The sequence below is a fragment of the Pseudomonas sp. NPDC085632 genome (genome assembly GCF_044541255.1).
Taxonomy (GTDB): Bacteria; Pseudomonadota; Gammaproteobacteria; order Pseudomonadales; family Pseudomonadaceae; genus Aquipseudomonas.
This window is the reverse complement of the sequence record NZ_JBITSX010000018.1, coordinates 77147-95822: the sequence shown is the minus strand read 5'-3', so window position 1 is coordinate 95822 and position 18676 is coordinate 77147. Positions and strand designations below refer to the sequence as shown.

Genomic DNA, 18676 nt, shown 5'->3' with positions numbered 1-18676 from the left:
CAGCGACCTAACCCCCGCCCGCTGCGCAACACACTCAACCAGAACCAACTGCTGTAAGCATTCAATCAAACCAGAAAGGCGCCCGCGTAAAAAACGGTCGCCTTTTTTGCTGACTTCCTTTGCTTTTGATGGAAATTGAGATGACCGACCAGACTACCCGCCTGCCGATCCGCCGCGCCTTGATCAGCGTTTCCGACAAGACCGGGATCCTCGAATTCGCCAAGGAGCTTGAAGCCCTGGGCGTCGAGATCCTCTCCACGGGCGGAACGTTCAAGCTGCTGCGCGACAACGGTGTTGCCGCAGTGGAAGTCGCGGATTACACCGGTTTCGCCGAAATGATGGACGGTCGGGTGAAAACCCTGCACCCGAAAATCCACGGCGGCATCCTCGGTCGTCGCGGTATCGACGATGCGATCATGAGCGAGCACGGCATCAAGCCGATCGATCTGGTGGCGGTCAACCTGTACCCGTTCGAAGCCACCATCAACAAGCCAGGCTGCGACCTGCCGACCGCAATCGAGAACATCGACATCGGCGGGCCGACCATGGTCCGTTCGGCAGCGAAAAACCATAAAGACGTAGCGATCGTGGTGAATGCCAGCGACTACGCCAGTGTATTGGAAGGCCTCAAGGCCGGCGGTCTGACCTACGCTCAGCGTTTCGACCTGATGCTCAAGGCCTTCGAACACACCGCTGCCTACGACGGCATGATCGCCAACTACATGGGCACCGTGAATCAGGCAGCCGAAACGCTGAGCACTGAAGGCCGCAGCGAATTCCCGCGCACCTTCAACAGCCAGTTCATCAAGGCTCAGGAAATGCGCTACGGCGAGAACCCGCATCAGAGCGCGGCGTTCTACGTTGAAGCCAAGCCCGCCGAAGTCGGCATCGCCACCGCAACCCAACTGCAAGGCAAAGAGCTGTCGTACAACAACGTGGCCGACACCGACGCCGCGCTGGAATGCGTGAAAAGCTTCGTCAAACCTGCCTGCGTGATCGTCAAGCACGCCAACCCGTGCGGCGTGGCAGTCAGCCCGGACGCCGAAGGCGGCATCCGTCAGGCCTATGAACTGGCTTACGCCACCGACACCGAATCGGCGTTCGGCGGCATCATCGCCTTCAACCGTGAACTGGATGCCGAGACCGCCAAGGCGATCGTCGAGCGTCAGTTCGTGGAAGTGATCATCGCCCCAAGCGTTAGCGAAGAGGCCCGCGCCATCGTCGCGGCGAAAGCCAATGTGCGCCTGCTGGCCTGCGGCGAGTGGTCGGCAGACCGCGCTGCTGCGTGGGACTACAAGCGCGTCAACGGTGGTCTGCTGGTGCAGAGCCGTGACATCGGCATGATCAGCGCCGATGACCTGAAAGTCGTGACCAAGCGCGCCCCGACCGAACAGGAAATCCATGACCTGATCTTCGCCTGGAAAGTCGCCAAGTACGTTAAGTCCAACGCCATCGTCTACGCCAAGAACCGTCAGACCATCGGTGTCGGCGCTGGCCAGATGAGCCGCGTAAACTCGGCGCGTATCGCTGCGATCAAGGCTGAGCACGCCGGTCTGCAAGTGGCCGGTTCGGTGATGGCCTCGGACGCGTTCTTCCCGTTCCGTGATGGTCTGGATAACGCAGCCAAGGTCGGTATCACTGCGGTGATCCAGCCGGGTGGCTCGATGCGTGACGCCGAAGTGATTGCTGCTGCTGATGAAGCCGGCATCGCCATGGTATTCACCGGCATGCGCCACTTCCGTCACTAACCAGTCGACGGCCGCACTGAAGCCGGCATCTGCTGCGTTGGAGCCGACCTCGATGATGCTCATTGCCAAAAGGCAACTCCGCTCATCGAGGTCGACTCCGCCTTGCATCTACCGACTTCATTGCGACCTCCTACAGCGTGAAGCGCTTTAGGTTCTAAAAACAGAATTAGCGTCATCCGAGGTTTTTGAAATGAATGTTTTGATCATTGGCAGCGGTGGCCGTGAACACGCCCTGGCCTGGAAAGTGGCTCAGGATCCGCGCGTGCAGAAGGTGTTCGTTGCACCGGGCAATGCTGGCACCGCCATTGAAGCCAAGTGCGAGAACGTCGCCATCGACGTGCTGGCCCTTGAGCAACTGGCCGACTTCGCCGAGAAAAACGTTTCCCTGACTATCGTCGGCCCGGAAGTGCCGCTGGTGGCTGGCGTCGTCGATCTGTTCCGCTCCCGTGGCCTGGACTGCTTCGGTCCGACTGCCGGCGCTGCGCAACTGGAAGGCTCGAAAGCCTTCACCAAGGATTTCCTCGCGCGTCACAAGATCCCGACCGCCGACTACCAGAACTTCACCGAGATCGAGCCGGCCCTGGCTTATCTGCGTGAAAAAGGCGCACCGATCGTGATCAAGGCCGATGGCCTGGCCGCCGGTAAAGGCGTGATCGTCGCCATGACCCTGGCTGAAGCCGAAGACGCCGTGCGTGACATGCTCGCCGGCAATGCGTTTGGCGACGCCGGTTCGCGCGTGGTCATCGAAGAATTCCTCGACGGCGAAGAAGCCTCGTTCATCGTCATGGTCGACGGCAAAAACGTTTTGCCGATGGCCACCAGCCAGGACCACAAACGTGTTGGCGACGGCGACAGCGGCCCGAACACCGGCGGCATGGGCGCTTACTCCCCTGCCCCGGTGGTCACCGCTGACGTGCACAAGCGCGTGATGGACCTGGTGATCTGGCCGACCGTGCGCGGCATGGCTGAAGAGGGCAACGTCTACACCGGTTTCCTCTATGCCGGTCTGATGATCGACAAGGCCGGTAATCCGAAGGTTATCGAGTTCAACTGCCGCTTCGGCGACCCGGAAACCCAACCGGTAATGCTGCGTCTGCAGTCGAGCCTGGTGCTGCTGGTTGAAGCGGCACTGGCGCAAGCGCTGGACAAGGTCGAAGCACAGTGGGATCCACGCCCGAGCGTCGGCATTGTATTGGCCGCTGGCGGCTACCCGGGCGACTACGCCAAGGGCACAGCGATCAACGGTCTCGATGCTGCGGCGAAGCTGGAAGGCAAAGTCTTCCACGCCGGTACGGCACTCAAAGACGGCAACGTCGTCACTGCCGGCGGTCGCGTGCTCTGCGCCACTGCAATGGGCGCCAGCGTCGGTGAAGCGCAGCAGCAAGCCTACAAGCTGGCAGCAGCGATCGACTGGGAAGGCTGCTTCTACCGCAAGGACATTGGCTACCGCGCCATTGCCCGTGAGCGTGGCGAAACCCAGGAATAAGCTGTCGATCACGTCCGGCGAGGGATACCGTTCCTCGCCGGGCTGTTCCACCGCCGCGCATCGTTATATTCTGGCATCAACCTACGAAGGGATTTCGCCGTGCGCTGGCTCAGGATTGCCATAAGCTTCACCGTCACGTTGCTGACCTTGCTCTGCATGCTCCCGGCCCAGGCCGCGCAAGGCAGTGGCTGGTCGGTATTGCTCGACGATCAGGGCAATCTGCAACTGAGCGACATCCGCTCCGCTCGCTACACCAATCAATTCAGCCCCATCGACCTCGACCGCCTCACGGCGTCCGAGCCCGACGGCGCCTTGTGGCTGCGTTTCAGGCTGGCGCCGGGCAAGCACGAACAAGTGCTGCGTATCTTTGCCCCTGACCTGTCAAAGCTCAATCTCTACGTGCTCGACGGTGACAAGCTGATCGAGCAGCGCAACACCGGCACCGACCAGCCACAGGCCGAACGGCCATTGCCGAGCAGCGACTTCATGTTGCCGTTGCCGCAGAGCGACAAACCCCTCGATGTCTATCTGCGCCTGGTGTCCGACCATCAGTTGCGCCCGCACGTTACCTTGCAATCGGCGGTGATGAGCGCAGCCAATCACAATCAGACGCTGGTCTTCGGTTTACTGTTCGGTTGCCTCGGCATGCTGCTGTTGCACAACCTGGTGCGCTACGTCTATTCCCGCTCGCGCAGCAGCTTATGGCTGGCGGTCTGCGAAGGCCTGTTGGGCCTGAGCCTGCTGTTGTTGCTAAACCTCGCCGGCCCTTGGTTGCCGAACTGGCATGCGGTGCAGACGCCGGGCGCCTATCTGGCGTTGCTGCTGACGGCTCCCGCCGGATTGATGTTCGCCTATCGCTTCTTCGCCCCGCTCGGCCCGCACCCGCTGAACAAGCTGTTGATCGGCGACATCCTGTTTATCGTGACCTGCAGCCTGTTGCTGTTGTTCGTCAACACCCTGCCGCTGAACATCATCACGTATGCACTGGTGGCGCTGGCCGGCCTGAGCATGTTGTTCGTCGCGTTCTATCACTGGCAGAAAGGTTACCGTCCGGCGCGTTTGTTCGTCGCCGCGATGGTGGTGTTCAACATCGGCACCTTGATCATTCTTCCGGCCTTGCTGGGGCTGACGCTGGTGTCGCCGCAAGGCTTGATCATGACCCTGATGGCGTTCATCTGCATCAGCGGCCTGTTGATGAGCATCGCCCTCGGTGAGCGTCAGCGCAGCATCACCGAAAGCCGTTTCAGCGTCAGCCGCGATCTCGCCGCGAGCAATGCCGAGATCAACGCCAAAGCCGAGTTCCTCGCCAAGATCAGCCACGAAATCCGCACGCCAATGAACGGTGTTCTGGGCATGACCGAACTGCTGCTGGGCACGCCACTGTCGGTCAAGCAACGCGACTACGTGCAGACCATCCACAGCGCCGGCAACGAACTGCTGACGTTGATCAACGAAATTCTCGACATCTCCAAGCTCGAATCCGGACAGATCGAGCTCGACGACGTGCAGTTCGACCTCAATGCCTTGATCGATGATTGCCTGAGCATCTATCGCGCCAAGGCCGAACAGCAGAACGTCGAACTGATCAGTTTCATCCAGCCGCAAGTGCCGCGAGTGATCAGCGGTGACCCGACGCGTCTGCGCCAGACGCTGCTGAGTCTGCTGGAAAACGCCCTGAAGAAAACCGATGAAGGTGAAGTGCTGATCGTCGTCGCACTCGACGAACGCAGCAGCAAGCCACGCCTGCGCATCGCCGTGCAGGACAGTGGCGCGCCAATGGAGCAGGAAGAACGCGATGCGCTGATGCACGCCGAGCTGCACAGCAAACACTTCCTCTCGGCGAATCGCTTGGGCGGCAATCTCGGACTGGTCATTGCGCGGCAATTGATCCGTTTGATGCAAGGCGAATTCGGCATCAAGAGCGGTGCCAGTCAGGGCAGCACCTTGTGGCTGACCTTGCCGCTGGATCCGGATCGCCTCGAACACCCGACCTCTGATCTCGACAGTCCTCTGCAAGGCGCACGGGTACTGGTGGTCGACGACAACGATACCTGTCGCAAAGTGCTGGTCCAGCAATGCAGCGCCTGGGGCCTGAATGTCAGCGCCGTGCCTTCCGGCAAGGAAGCGTTGGCCTTGCTGCGAACCAAGGCGCACCTGCGTGATTACTTTGATGTGGTGTTGCTCGACCAAAACATGCCGGGCATGACTGGCATGCAGCTCGCGGCCAAGATCAAGGAAGACCCGAGCCTGAACCACGACATCCTGCTGATCATGCTCACCGGCATCAGCAATGCGCCGAGCAAGATCATCGCGCGCAACTCGGGGATCAAGCGCATCCTCGCCAAACCGGTGGCCGGCTATACCCTCAAGACTACCCTGGCCGACGAGCTCAATCAGCGCAACAAAGGCCAGGTAGTGTTCCAGCCACAAGTGGTCACCCCGGCCACCGCCGCCAAAGTGCCGAGCGACTTCCGCATCCTCGTCGCCGAAGACAACACGATTTCGACCAAAGTGATTCGCGGCATGCTCGGCAAGCTCAATCTGCAACCGGACACCGCTGCCAACGGCGAAGAAGCCCTGCAAGCGATGAAAGCCCAGCGTTACGACCTGGTACTGATGGACTGCGAGATGCCGATCCTCGATGGCTTCTCGGCGACCCAGCAATTGCGCGCCTGGGAAGTCAGCAACCAACGCATTCGCACGCCGATCGTGGCGTTGACGGCGCACATTCTCGCTGAACACAAAGAGCGCGCGCGTCAGGCCGGGATGGATGGGCACATGTCCAAACCGGTCGAACTGTCGCAACTGCGCGAGCTGATCGAGCACTGGGTGGCCCAGCGTGATCAGCAGAACCGGGCCACGACGCCAACCTCCTGAGCCCACAGGCCTCGGAGCGCCTGATAGACTCCCCCACGACTTCCCTCGCCAGTGAGCTTGCACCATGCTCCATGTGTTGTTCAGCGTTTACCTGAAGATGCTGGTGCTCTACAGCCCGTTCTTCGTGTTGTCCTGCTTTATCAGCCTGACCCGCGGTTATTCACGCAAGGAGCAACGGCGCCTAGCCTGGAAAGTCGCCGTGGCCACGCTGGTCTCCAGCGTTTTGCTGTATCTGTTCGGGCGGGTGATTTTCGATGTGTTCGGCATCACCGTGGATGCTTTCCGCATTGGTGCCGGCAGTGTGCTGTTCATTTCGGCATTGGGCATGGCGCAGGGCAAACCGGCGGTGCAGGCAGACAACGTGCAACAGGACGTCACCATCGTGCCGCTCACTATTCCGCTGACTGTGGGTCCGGGCACCATCGGTGCTTTGCTGGTGATGGGTGTCAGTCAGCCGCATTGGGACGACAAGCTCACCGCGATCATCAGTATTGCACTGGCCAGTTTCACCGTGGGCGTGGTGCTGTATCTGTCGAATCGTATCGAGCGGATTCTGGGCGATCAGGGATTGCAGATCGTCAGTCGTTTGATGGGATTGTTTGTCTGCGCCCTGGCAGCGCAGATCATTTTTACCGGGATTAAAGGCTATTTGGTGCCCTGATGCAGGTCCCCGGCGCGCCGGCCAACATTAAAACGCCGCGAACGACAACGTTCGCGGCGTTTTGCTTTTCAGACGAATTTACCGCTCAGGGCAAACGTTCAGCCACCACCGCCAGGCTGGCAATAACGTCATTGCCCTGTACGCTCGCAAAGGCTTTCAACCATTGCTCGAGTGCGCACAGGTATTGACGCCCAGCGATTCTGACCGCCAGTTCGCACGTACCCTGCTCCTCGATCCCGCGAACGATCAGACTGTGGCCGTTGTCCGGGTCGGCGAGCACCAAGTGGTTATCGACCCGCGACATCAGCCAATGACCGCACTCAGGTATATCCAGCACCAACGAGCCAGGTTCTATCTTCTGCTCCCCGAATGGACGCCGTACATCCACGACGATGCAATCCAGACGCTGCCAGCTTGCGGCCGATATCCGATAACCCTCCGTGCGCGAACCAAAGGTCAGAATCAACCTTTCGATATTGTCAGGAAGCAATGGCTGCACCGCGGTGAAGTCGTCACTCACTTCCAGCACCATGACCTCCTCGTCACGGTGGGCGTAACTGTCCGGCAACCCAACGCCATCGGCCGTTCCAGCGCTGAAGATCAATTGGTCAATCGGGTCGAACAGCAACGGATTGGCCCCGTTACGCGTACCAAGAAACGTCGCCCATTTTCCGTCGTCCCGTGCGGACACATCGAATAGTCGATCAAGCGTCGGAACATAGTATTGGTATCGATTGCCGGTGTTTTCCACGGGGATAAACGCGGCATGGGCTTGCCCCTTCAGCCGCTGCTTCAAACGCTCCTGCAACTGCGCAGGTGTCTGGCCAAGGACGTCTGACCAGCGGTTTTCCATGCCGACGATTCGCGCCGGTTGCTGATCCTGCAGTTGCAGCGTCACACCTTCGCAGGTACGCCCGAGCAGCCCGTCACCATGCGGCAGCACTTCACAAAACGCCCACGATGACCACACACGCTCGGCCTGTGGCAACGCCTGGCGATGCCGTAATACGCTGCCGCTGCCGAACGCCATGCGCACCTGTTCGAGGGGGACCAGCGTCTGGCGCCACAGTTGCCCGGAAGTAACATCAAGCAGCCAGACCGCCTGCCGGTCGGGCGTCAGCCCCAGCAACATGTGCTCGTGGCTGCCCAGTGCGTCCATCAGCACAAGCTTTTCGTCAATACACCATACAGGCAGATGTGTCTGACCCGCGTGGGCACGCAGGCCGATGATCGCAAACGCGGTGCTGCTGTATTCCTTGGCCAGGGCCGGTAACGCCGCCAGCCAATCGGGGTGTTGTTGCAGCCAACGCTGACCGAGGCCGACAAACTTCAGAACATTTCTATCAAGTTCGGACAACCAGTTGTCATCCTTGGCACCGAGATCAATTTCGAACAGCCGCCCATCGTCCTGAGTGGCCAGGAAGCTTTCGCCAACACGCGTCACGTCAATCACGTTTTTCGCCAGTGCCTTGTGCCATGGCACGTTGTCACGCAGCTCGATGCCATGACTGAGCATTTGATTTTGCTTGCTGTAAAACAGCAGCGCAGCGGCGGGATCAGCGGATCGTGGCATCAACATCACCCGGTCCGCGTCACTGTCGGCATCAGCTCGGAAGTACCTGTCGTGATGCGCGGCAATCCATGCCCGCTCGAGCAGCCGATCGAAGGACCAGGCACGGGCGTGAATGTACGGCGCGTAGCTCCAGGTACTGATGGGCGAAGCCATGCCAGGTGTCTCGTCGGCGTAGGGACGACGCTGTTTCTGGCGATGGCGGAAAAACGCGATTCTCGTCCCCTCCTCGGGCTTGAGGAAAGAGTTTTCCAGACCGGGCGACCACAGGTTGATGTCCGTCAGCGTCACTTCGCGATCGGACAGATGGAATTGCAGTGTCGTGCGCACGCTCACGGATGTTTGCTCAACCAACCGCTGCGAAACTCGCAGGGTGCCGTCCGCCAATTGCTCGAAAGCGGTGATTTTCGTACCGGGTTCCAGACTCAGTAACCGATAACGATGTACGACCAGGCCGGTGATCACATCGACGCGCCAGACCGTGGCATGGTCGGGATGATAAAACCATGCATGATCAGCGTTGGCGGCGCCCAGCATCAGGCCCTCGTTGACTTCGCGCGGCAAATTGCGCGCGTACAACAAGCGTCGTTGCGCGACATCGTAAAAGGCCGTCGTGCGCACCGCGTCGCTGGCCGGATTGAACGGAACCATGAACCGGTGAAGCGTGACGTAACCCGTGCCCAGGCGCCCCTCATTGCCTCGCTGGCGCAGATGGGCAAGGACATCACGCGGATTGTTTTTATCATCGCCGAGGGTGATGGCAGCCAGGCGCAGTGCATTGCGTTGCCAGTCCAGTTGAAACAACTCTCCTGCGGCCAGTTCGATCAGCCCCTCGAACGCCGACAGCACGATACCGTCGACCGTTAGTTGCCGCCCCGCCATATGCGTCCGCTTGACGCCGTCATCCATCGTTGGTCCGTCGTGGAAGCTGACCTGCTCGACGTCGACCCAGGGTGCATGCACCAGCCATTGGCCTGGGCCCTTGAACGCCACCGCTCGCAATCCCGGCGTCAGACGCAGCTGACAGCGGCCTGATGTGGAGGAAATTTCGTAGGACAGCTTTTGCTGACACTCCAGCGGCAAAGTGGGAACCACTAATTGGCGCACATGCTCATCCAGTTGCACGCTGATCGTCGTGGGTTTGTAGACCGGATGCAGTTTGTACAGGATGTGTTTTAACGACGGCGTGCTGTGCAGGTAAAAACGCCGGTTACCCTGCTCGTCGTATTCCAGCTTGTCCGCCGTACTGTTGCGCAATTGCGGATAGCGTGTGTGGATGCGCGTATCCAGACGGGTCGCCAGCGTATCGCCCAGTGCCGTGAACGCATTGAAATGCGAGTACCAGTGGGGTTCAGGCATTTCACTGGTGTGGCGAGGCTCGACCTGCTCTCCGGGCAACGGCTCGTACACATGGCCCGCGCCTCCCAGTTGATATTCGTAGCCGTAATAGCAAAGCGGTGTGCAGGGCAACACCACGCTATTGAAAGCGGCAGCCCCCTGGATATGCAGTGCTGCGTTCTCGGGGAGACCCAAGGCCTGCCGGATATTGAGGGAATGCTGTATCTGTTGCGGATCATCGTTGTATTGCGGCAATTCGAGTGCGCCGCCGCCCCAAGGATAAAAGCGCTGGCTGTCAAAACGAACCCGCCTTTCCTGCAGATCCAGGTGGGTGATCACGGCTTCTGGCGGGAATTGCAACACCCCCTCTGCGACCGTGAAAGCGCCCGGTTTGTAAGCGTTGTGGATGGCTCGCAAATGATTGCCGACCGCTGTTGCCTTGTCGGCAATCTGCCCAAGATTGCTGGCGATGGCAGTGGCTCCGATACCGATACCGAGCAACGGCACAGACAGAAAAGCCGCCGCTCCCCCCACCGTTCCGCCTGCCGCCAGTGCAACTACATCCAGTGCCAACGCCACCGTATTGAACGCCAGAGACGTAGAGAACCGCGAGCGCTGCTCGTGATTTTGCGCCAGTGAAAGGTTGTGAATGTCGAAGCCGATGTTGACCAGCGAAAACGCAAAACCAACGCCTGTTGCCGCACGACCGAGCACACGGCCGGACAACGACGACTGGCGCAAGACCAACGCCTGTTCACTGGCCACCACTTGCCGCACCAGGTTGATCATCTGCGCGGTATCGCTGAGCACACCAAAACCCAACTGCGCATAGCTGACGTAAACCTGAACCTGTAACGCAATCGACAAGGCTGGTAACCGATCACCGGCCTGGTCTTCACGATGGCGCATTTCGCTGATCAGCGTCTGGATCGCAAAGGCGAAACTCAAGCGGCTACCGCCATCAGCCTCCGCCGGACCACTCGGTTTGCCGGCCTTTACGCGCTGATGCAGATGCTGCTTGAGCTGAGTGAAGCGCGGGTCGGCCGTGCTCACTGTTCGCACCTGATACGGATTCTGCGCGTCGACCAGCTTCAGCGAAAAATCGCCGTCCGCCTGAGGTTTGAGCGTTTCCAGCAACGGCAAATATTCACGCCCCAGCGAGTGCTCACTGCGCAACTGCTGCATGGCCTGAGCAAACGCCTGCGCCCAGTAGCGCGCGTCCACTTGCGCCAGGCTGGCGCCCATTCGCGCGTTTTCGCTGAGCGAACGCTGACGCGCCACGGCCTGCTTTGCCCAGACCGGAACACGGCCTGAATCACTCGAAGGAATGCGCAAAAAACTGTCCAGGCGCAAACCCGTCGATAGCTTGCGGACCGCCATCGCCTCGGTGTTCAACTCGATCACGTTGAATCGCGCCCCGGCCATGTCGCCCAAGCCGTAGAGCCTGGCCAGCGCACTGTCGCCGGCGCTCAGATAACGCTCAACGCCAGATTGCATATGTGCACCTGCGGCGAACGCATAAATGGCGAAGTTCGGGTCATAGAATCGGTAGACGAACTGGTCTCCTGCCTGCACTTTGGCCACCAGCAAAGCGTGATCGCCGGTGTCGAGCAACAGAACGGCGGATGCACTTTTCGCCTCCAGTGTCTGTATGACCGAACCCAGACTCTGCAAGCCGCGGGACTCACCAACAGCACTGGTGGGCAAGGCACGCAGTTCATTCAACGCAGTGAGCAGAGCCTGTGAACTGAGTTCCTGGTGGTTGATATTGGCCGTCGCGACATGCCCCACCAGTGTCCGTTCGGCCGACTCGCCGGCAGCCACCGCGGCGCCCATCAGCAACGCCAGCGGATAACACCGACGCCCCGGATCACTGGGCGTATGCATCAGTAAATCCTGCGACAGTTGCCGGGCGGAGGTCGCGCCAGCCTCGAAGAACATCTCGCGCACCTGCGCACTGCGCTGGAGAATCCGCGAACGGTATTCGCCTTGCGCCGTGCGATTGATTTGCCCGATACGTTCGCCCCATTGGCGCAAGGTCAGTGGCTCAAACAGTGCCTGAACCTTGAGTTCGCGCGCCGTCAGGAGAGCAGGCGCCTGTCCACGCGCGAGCCCGGCCTCGAAGTCGGGCGACTGCCGCTGGCGCAGGGCTTTTTCAACCGCATCGTAACGCGCGAAAGTACCGTCGCCGTCAGTGTCGACAGCAAGGTCGCGCACGGTTTGCCAGACGCTGGCAAAGCTGGCGTCGTCCAGACTTGTCGCGCCAAAAATCCCCCCGAGCATGACGCGCACCAACGGGCTGAGTTGTTCAAGCGGCAGAGAATCATGGGCGATGCGGCTGAGCAGTTCGTTGAGGTTGCTTGAGGATTCGGCGCCATGGGAAACGGGCAGTTCGCGCACAGGTTGCGCAAGGATCAACTGACGATTATCGAAGCCGATGGAAAAAGGTTTGGTGAAGGTAAGGTCACCGCTCAGCTTGTCCCTCATGGCTCGCACAAAGGGCTCGCCCAGATCATCCAGCAATTGTTGCAGGACCGACGTCAGCAGCACGGCTTTACCGCCTATTACTGGCCAGCCTTGTTTGAACGTCAGCGTCTGTTGCGGCTGAAGCAGATCCGTCATCTGGCCGGTGTAGCGTGACTTGAGTTTGCCGGCTTTCCACTTTTCCTGTTCTTTGGCCAGCCATTGCTCCGCGTCGTCATTGACGGTCCAACCGGAAATCGCCTCCTCCTCGGTCTGCACGTTGTAACCCTCGGCCAGGCGCAAGCGCTCCTGAACCGCAACCTCGCTGTGCGGCAGAAGGTGAGTCTCGACATGATTTTTCAACCCGGTAACGGCCGCACCGGGCCCGGTAAGCGCAATGGTGCCGCGCGCTCCGACGCGAATACCATCACGGTAGTAACTTAAAATGGCCTCGCTCAACTTGCCGATAAAATCCCGCAGTGTGCGCGTCAGCTGTCCCTGCTCGACTTTCTCGTTCATGACGTTTTCTATGACATCGAGCAATCGTTCAGTCTCCGACCAGTCCACCGCCGACGCGATGGCCGACTGTTCAACGGCCTGGAGGCAGTCATAGTTGAAGCGGATCAATTGCATGACCGCGAGCGTCATCTCGCTTTGCGGCTGTGCCAGCAGATAAGCGTTCATCTCCCTGCCCAATTGCGCGCCCATACGCAGGCCGTTCCGAGGGCTGTGGACTTCACGCGGGGCGACGAATATATGTTCGACGCCAGGCTTGCTGCGGGCAAAGTCCAGCAGTGCCTGCCGCTGTGCAGCAGGCAAAGTGTCCGTGTGATCGGCGTAGCGCCGGCGGTCGCGACCGGGCATCAACGTTTCATCATGATTGAGCAACAGCTGCAACACCCCCAGCCGTTGCTCGTCACTGAACCCGCTGATGTCGACACCGCCCAGTCTGTCAGCCAGCGGCGGCAAGTAATCCATGTCACTGTAACGCCCGCCTTCGGCATATTCGGCCTGTAAGCGAACAACGTCACTTGCCGCCGCAAAGTTACCGCGCATTGCCACTTCGCGTTGATAGACATCCTGTAAAAAGTGCCCGGCAAACTCCCGACGAACATCACGCAACTGCAAATCGCTGCCGGCCATTTGCTGATGGGTTTGCAAACAGTGTTGACGAAAGTTTTCCAGGGTCGCGCGGTCCTTGCCGTAGGCGCGTACCATCAGTTCGATTCGGGCCTGATCCGCCTTGCCTTGCCATTGCGGTTGTTGCAGATATTCGAACATCTCGCGCTTCAATACACGCGCACGATCTTCGATCATTTTTGAAAGTTCACCAGGGTTGGTAACGGACTCCCCGCCTGACTCCATCGCATCAATTCTGGCGCTGTCGGATATAGTCCGGTTCATCTCGAAAGCCAGCAACGCATCGCTGTCGTACCAGAGATTGAACTGATAATTCTCGGCAGCCAGAACCTGACGCCAGATATTCATGTAATCGCGCTGAATACTGCCGACTTCACTGCCGCCCACCCAGACAAAGTGCATGATTCGCGGCACCGGACCGGACACGTCACTGAGCATGTTTACTGTGCCCGCCACACGGGCGGCGTAATCGCGCAATTTGCCTTCGACGGTATCGATCAATGCCGACACAGGCGCCGAATGGCGATTTGCCAAGCGTTCAAAGGTCTGCAGAAACAGTGTTACAACCTGAAGCTTTTCAGCGAGGCTCGTGGCCTGGCCAGCCTGCTCGTAAAGCGTCACCAACATTGCATATTCGGCAGAACCAGAAAACGCCTTGAACGCTCGCTTTAACGCTGAGTAATCATCTGCCGAGATAAAATCAAACTCATCAATATATTGCTCCATTACACCCATCAAACTTCATCCTTTATTCATTGAGAGAATCCAGGACGAAGTTAGTCTGCCCGCGAGGCAACTTCAAAAAGCACAAAACTCAAATAATTTCCCGAGAAACATCAAACAACAGACAAGTTGATTGCCTGCATGATTCGGCAACAAACAGACGCGTAACGAGTTATTCGACAAACCCACGAAGCGGCGCTCCCAACGGATCCACCGCGCAGTTTTAAACCTTATCGTCCGATAATGAATTTCGACTTGATGTCACACCGAGGCAACTTGCTTACAACTTGCCTCGGCATGGCACTCAGGAAAGTGGTTTTTCACCGTACCAACGCGGTGTGTAAACCCAATCACCACCGCTGGAGCGGGGAAAGGTGCATGTGGTGGACGAGCCAATCAACACCATGGTGCGCATATCCACCTGCTCGGGGGTTAATGCGCCGAGTGTCGTGGTGCGCAGGGTCTGGCCCGGACGGCCGATGTCGCGGCCCAGCACCACGGGGGTTTCAGGCGAGCGATGCTGCGCGACAATCTCCAGCGCCCGGCCCAGTTGCCACGGACGCGCACGGGAGATCGGGTTGTAGAACGCCAAGGCCAGGTCCGCTTCAGCGGCCAGATCCAGACGTTTTTCGATGATCGACCAGGGTTTCAGGTTGTCCGACAGCGACATCACGCAGAAGTCATGGCCCAGTGGCGCGCCGGCCTGTGCAGCGGTGGCCAGCGAAGCGGAAACACCCGGCAGAATCTCCAGATCGACGCTATGCCACGCTGGGTCCGTGGACTCGTGCAAGGCTTCGAGCACTGCCGCAGCCATGGCAAACACACCGGGATCGCCCGAGGACACGACGATCACCGAACGCCCCTCGGCGGCGAGCCTGAAGGCGTGACGGGCGCGCTGCATCTCTTCGCGGTTGTCGGTGCAGTGCTGCACTTGATCGTCGCGAAACGGCCCGGCCATGCGTACGTAGGTTTCGTAACCGAGCACATCGGTAGCGCGAGCCAGTTCGGCTTTTACCGCCGGCACCATCAGCTCGGCAGCGCCGGGGCCGAGGCCGATCACCGCGAGACGACCGCGTGGCCGGCCAATGCTGGAAACATCCAATGGCTGCTCGGCGACAGCGATTGCCATGCCGTGGCCAGCAACGACAGTTGCCGCAGGTATGGCGACACGCGCCAGAGTTTCGATGTCGCTTTGCATCGCGACAAAGCGCAGCGGCACACCTAGCTCAAGCGCCGCGTCACGCAAAAGTGGCGAAGCCGTTTGCGTCTCGCTGGCCAGCAGACAGGCCAGCGATTGCACGGCGATTTGCGCCTGCTGCAACGCGCTGCGAACGGCATCCGCCAGGTCCGCTGTTTCAGCACTCACCGCCACCGCCACACTGCGTGGATAGATCAGTAACTCACTGGCACTCGCCTCACGCGCGGCACTGCCGACATGAATCGAGCGCTGCGCCTGCGGATCTTCCGGCAATTGCGCCTGATCCAGCCACGGCGCCGCGCCTTCTATGCGCACGCTGTGACCGGCCAACAGGTCGGAGACAAAGCGCTTGCCCAGTTCCAGATCACCCAATGCATACCCGCTTGGCGGATTCAGCAGGCACGTGCCAAAGCGCAACTCGCCGCTGGTGGTGATCGCCGCGGCGACTTGCAGCCCGGCAGCAATTTCCCGCGCCATGACGTTCACCCCGCCGAGACCACCCAACAACGGCACCACGGCGCTGCCGTCTTCGGCCACGGCGAGTACTGCCGGTTCGGCGCCCTTTTCCAGCAACAGCGGCGCCAGCGTGCGGATGACGATACCGGCGGCGCACAGGGCAATGATCGGCGTGTCCTGCTGATACAACGCGCGCAGGGTGGCGCCGAATTCCGGATAGGTGCAATCGGCGCCTTCGACCCGCCCGGCGAGGCCGTGGATCTGCGCTGCCGGATAGACCTGCTGGATGCGCCGCGCGGTGGCCAGGCTGCCCTGACCGAGAATGACGATGGCTGGCGTGGATTGAGTCATCAGCCTTGCCACCGTTCGCCCGGCACAATGATCAGCGAGAAGTACGGCGACGACATCGGCTCGACCTGATCCATCGGCACGATCTTCTGGTTGGCCATGGTCGCGCGCTCGACGTACAGCGCACGCTCGGCCAGACCGAGTTCTTCCAGCACCTGCCGCACTTTGGGGAAGTTGCGCCCCAGCTTCATGATCACCGCCGCGTCGGCATCGGCCAGACGTCGCTTCAGCTCCTCATGGGGCAATACGCCGGAAAGCACAGACAGGCTCTGATTGCGATACACCAGCGGCGCACCCAGTACCGAAGCGCCGCCGAGCATCGAGCACACGCCCGGCACCACTTGAGCTTCGTAACGGGTGGCGAGGCGATCGTGCAGGTACATGTAAGAGCCGTAGAAAAACGGATCACCTTCACAGATCACCGCCACATCGCGACCGGCATCCAGATGTGCAGCGAGCGTTTCGGCGGCTTCATCGTAGAAATCGCTGATCACCTGCTCGTAGGAAAGCGGTGCCGGCAGCGCTTCGGTGGTCACCGGGTAGACCAGCGGCAGCAGGTTCTGCGCCTGTTGCAGATGCGCTTCGATGATGCCGAACGCGTTGCCCTTTTTGCCCTTGGCGACGAAGTACGCCACCACCGGCGATTCGCGCAGCAGGCGCAGGGCTTTGACGGTAATCAGTTCCGGATCACCCGGGCCGACGCCCAGGCCCAGCAAACGTCCTTTGGCCTGCATCATTCGATCTCCGTGGCGAGGGCGTTAACGGCGGCGGCGGCCATGGCGCTGCCACCGAGGCGGCCTTGCATGATCACGAACGGCACGCCACGGCTGTCGGCGGCCAGCGCGGCTTTCGATTCGGCGGCGCCGACGAAGCCCACCGGGAAGCCGAGGATCAGCGCCGGTTTCGGTGCGCCGGCGTCGAGCATTTCCAGCAGGTAGAACAGTGCGGTCGGCGCGTTGCCGATCACCACTACGCTGCCTTCCAGATGCGGACGCCACAACTCCAGCGCGGCGGCGGAACGAGTATTGCCCAGTTCACGGGCAAGCGCAGGCACGCTCTCGTCGCGCAAGGTGCAGATCACTTCGTTGTTGGCCGGCAGGCGCGCACGGGTCACGCCTTCGGAAACCATTCGCGCATCACAGAGGATCGGCGCTCCGGCGGCCAGCGCATCGCGCCCCGCCTTGCCCGCACCTGCGGAGAACTGCAGGCCGTCGACGGCTTCGACCATGCCGCAGGCGTGGATCACCCGCACCGCGAGTTTTTCCAGATCGGCCGGGATGCGCGCCAGATTGGCCTCGCTGCGAATGATCGCGAAGGAGTTGCGATAAATCTCCTGACCGTCGCGGATGTAATCAAGCATCAAGGGGGCTCCGAGAGCGGGCGGCGAGCAGGGTCGCGGCCGCTTCAATAGTAAGGTTGCGTGCGTGCAGCGCGCCGAAACCCGGCAGCGTCGCATCGCGAAAATAGAGGTCGTAATGACCGGGATTGACGGCCAGCAACGTCACCGGGGCACAGTGGGCGGCAGCGCAGGAGCGCGGGCAGCCGCTGAGGTGGACGTTGAGGGCCGAGGGCAGCAAGGCCGCCAGATGGCGGGCGTCCTGCTTGGTGTCGGCCAGGCCTTTGCCGCAGCCATTGGAGCCGGTGCAAGCGATCAGTTGTGCCAGCGGCTCGCTGGCCCGGGTCAGCAGGTTCGACTGCTCAAGTGCCTCGAGCACCACAGCAGCATCGGCCGCGTTTACATTCGGCAGCAGCAGACTTTGCCACGGCGTGCAGCGCAGGGTGCCATCGCCATACTGCCGAGCCAGTTGCGCAGCGGCGCGCAACATCGCGGGATCAAGACGCCCGAGTGGCGGCACGGCGCCGATGTACACCCGTCCCGAGGTCTGTTGCGGATGAACGCCGATGTGCAGATCCTGCGCAACGCCGGTGCGCTGCCACTGGCTGGTCGACTTGATCGGCACGCGCGTTCGCAGGGCGTCGAGAAACGCCAGCCTCGGCAGTTCATCGAGCAAATGGCGCATCCGCGTCTGTTCGGGGCGGGCCAGTTGCAGGAACAATTCCAGCACAGCGACCACCAGCGCATGGCCGTTTTCCGCCGCCACGGCACCGATGGCGCGATCCGTCGGGCATCCGGCCAGACCGAACGCCCACAACCTTTCGCCCTCGCGCTCAAACGCCGACAACCACAGATCATGCGGATGTTCGAGCATCGCCAGCGCTTCGCCGCCATCGATTTGCACGGCGAACTTGGCGCTCAACTCATGAAAGCGTGGATGGCGTTGCAAGGTGTCGAGGATCTGCTCGGCCAGCGCGCGGGTATCGACGCGCATCTGTCGGTCGATTCCCGCAGCCGGGCTGAGCATCAGGTTGCGCACGTCATCACCGGCGGCGGTGCGTGGACCGAGCCCGGCAGCCAGCAAACGCTCGATCAGCGCGGCGGATTGCTCACCGATCCCGCGAATCTGCAGATTGGCCCGGTTGGTCGCTTCAATGGCCCCGCCCGAAAACTGTTCGGCGGCCTCGGCCACCGCGTCGGCCTGATCGGCAGTGATCGAGCCGCCACTGAGCTTGATCCGGCAGATGCCGCCGTCCAGTGCCTGGACGATACGCAGCAACCCCGGGCAGGCCGAGGGGCGTAAGGCGGTGGACATCGGGCGTTCGTTCAAGG

9 protein-coding genes are annotated in these 18676 nt (G+C 60.7%); 4 read left to right on the top strand and 5 right to left on the bottom strand.

The features are described from left to right. Positions 1 to 140: 140 nt before the first annotated feature. The 4 genes from purH to ACIF4X_RS14405 all read left to right on the top strand — a co-directional run bounded on the left by purH (position 141) and on the right by ACIF4X_RS14405 (position 6772). Positions 141 to 1748, top strand: coding sequence for a bifunctional phosphoribosylaminoimidazolecarboxamide formyltransferase/IMP cyclohydrolase (gene purH / locus ACIF4X_RS14420; protein WP_007914589.1), 1608 nt, complete (start codon positions 141 to 143; stop codon positions 1746 to 1748). Positions 1749 to 1938: 190 nt separating this feature from the next. Further along, positions 1939 to 3234 (top strand): phosphoribosylamine--glycine ligase, encoded by a 1296-nt coding sequence (purD, locus tag ACIF4X_RS14415; RefSeq protein ID WP_397482653.1) that lies wholly within the window; start codon positions 1939 to 1941, stop codon positions 3232 to 3234. A gap of 99 nt (positions 3235 to 3333) precedes the next feature. Beyond that, positions 3334 to 6111 carry a response regulator gene (locus ACIF4X_RS14410; protein ID WP_397482652.1) on the top strand — a complete coding sequence of 926 codons (2778 nt, stop codon included), beginning with the start codon at positions 3334 to 3336 and terminating at the stop codon, positions 6109 to 6111. Positions 6112 to 6175: 64 nt separating this feature from the next. After that, positions 6176 to 6772 (top strand): MarC family protein, encoded by a 597-nt coding sequence (locus tag ACIF4X_RS14405; protein WP_007914577.1) that lies wholly within the window; start codon positions 6176 to 6178, stop codon positions 6770 to 6772. 85 nt (positions 6773 to 6857) lie between these two features. Here the strand turns inward: ACIF4X_RS14405 and ACIF4X_RS14400 are convergent, their stop codons facing one another. From ACIF4X_RS14400 to cobG, 5 genes are all read right to left on the bottom strand, one after another. Then, entirely contained in the window at positions 6858 to 13910 is a 7053-nt protein-coding gene (locus tag ACIF4X_RS14400; RefSeq protein WP_397482651.1) for a TcdA/TcdB pore-forming domain-containing protein, read from the bottom strand. A 400-nt stretch (positions 13911 to 14310) separates the two neighbouring features. Further along, on the bottom strand, positions 14311 to 16011 hold the full coding sequence (gene cobJ, locus ACIF4X_RS14395; RefSeq protein WP_397482650.1) for a precorrin-3B C(17)-methyltransferase: 1701 nt from the start codon (positions 16009 to 16011) through the stop codon (positions 14311 to 14313). Further along, positions 16011 to 16745: a precorrin-2 C(20)-methyltransferase gene (locus tag ACIF4X_RS14390; protein ID WP_371857758.1), complete on the bottom strand. Its 735-nt coding sequence runs from the start codon at positions 16743 to 16745 to the stop codon at positions 16011 to 16013. The genes cobJ and ACIF4X_RS14390 overlap by 1 nt, the downstream gene beginning before the upstream one ends. After that, the gene (locus ACIF4X_RS14385) at positions 16742 to 17368 is read right to left on the bottom strand and encodes a precorrin-8X methylmutase (RefSeq protein ID WP_397482649.1); all 627 of its coding nucleotides are present in this window, start codon (positions 17366 to 17368) and stop codon (positions 16742 to 16744) included. The genes ACIF4X_RS14390 and ACIF4X_RS14385 overlap by 4 nt, the downstream gene beginning before the upstream one ends. Continuing rightward, positions 17361 to 18659, bottom strand: a complete 1299-nt coding sequence (gene cobG, locus ACIF4X_RS14380) for a precorrin-3B synthase (RefSeq protein WP_397482648.1) — start codon at positions 18657 to 18659, stop codon at positions 17361 to 17363. The genes ACIF4X_RS14385 and cobG overlap by 8 nt, the downstream gene beginning before the upstream one ends. Positions 18660 to 18676 lie beyond the last annotated feature (17 nt).

Coding starts and splice junctions, on each gene's coding strand:
- ACIF4X_RS14385 (WP_397482649.1), bottom strand. CDS start 17,368: ATGCTTGATTACATCCGCGACGGTCAGGAGATTTATCGCAACTCCTTC.
- ACIF4X_RS14405 (WP_007914577.1), top strand. CDS start 6,176: ATGCTCCATGTGTTGTTCAGCGTTTACCTGAAGATGCTGGTGCTCTAC.
- ACIF4X_RS14390 (WP_371857758.1), bottom strand. CDS start 16,745: ATGATGCAGGCCAAAGGACGTTTGCTGGGCCTGGGCGTCGGCCCGGGT.
- purH (WP_007914589.1), top strand. CDS start 141: ATGACCGACCAGACTACCCGCCTGCCGATCCGCCGCGCCTTGATCAGC.
- purD (WP_397482653.1), top strand. CDS start 1,939: ATGAATGTTTTGATCATTGGCAGCGGTGGCCGTGAACACGCCCTGGCC.
- cobG (WP_397482648.1), bottom strand. CDS start 18,659: ATGTCCACCGCCTTACGCCCCTCGGCCTGCCCGGGGTTGCTGCGTATC.
- cobJ (WP_397482650.1), bottom strand. CDS start 16,011: ATGACTCAATCCACGCCAGCCATCGTCATTCTCGGTCAGGGCAGCCTG.
- ACIF4X_RS14400 (WP_397482651.1), bottom strand. CDS start 13,910: ATGTTGGTGACGCTTTACGAGCAGGCTGGCCAGGCCACGAGCCTCGCT.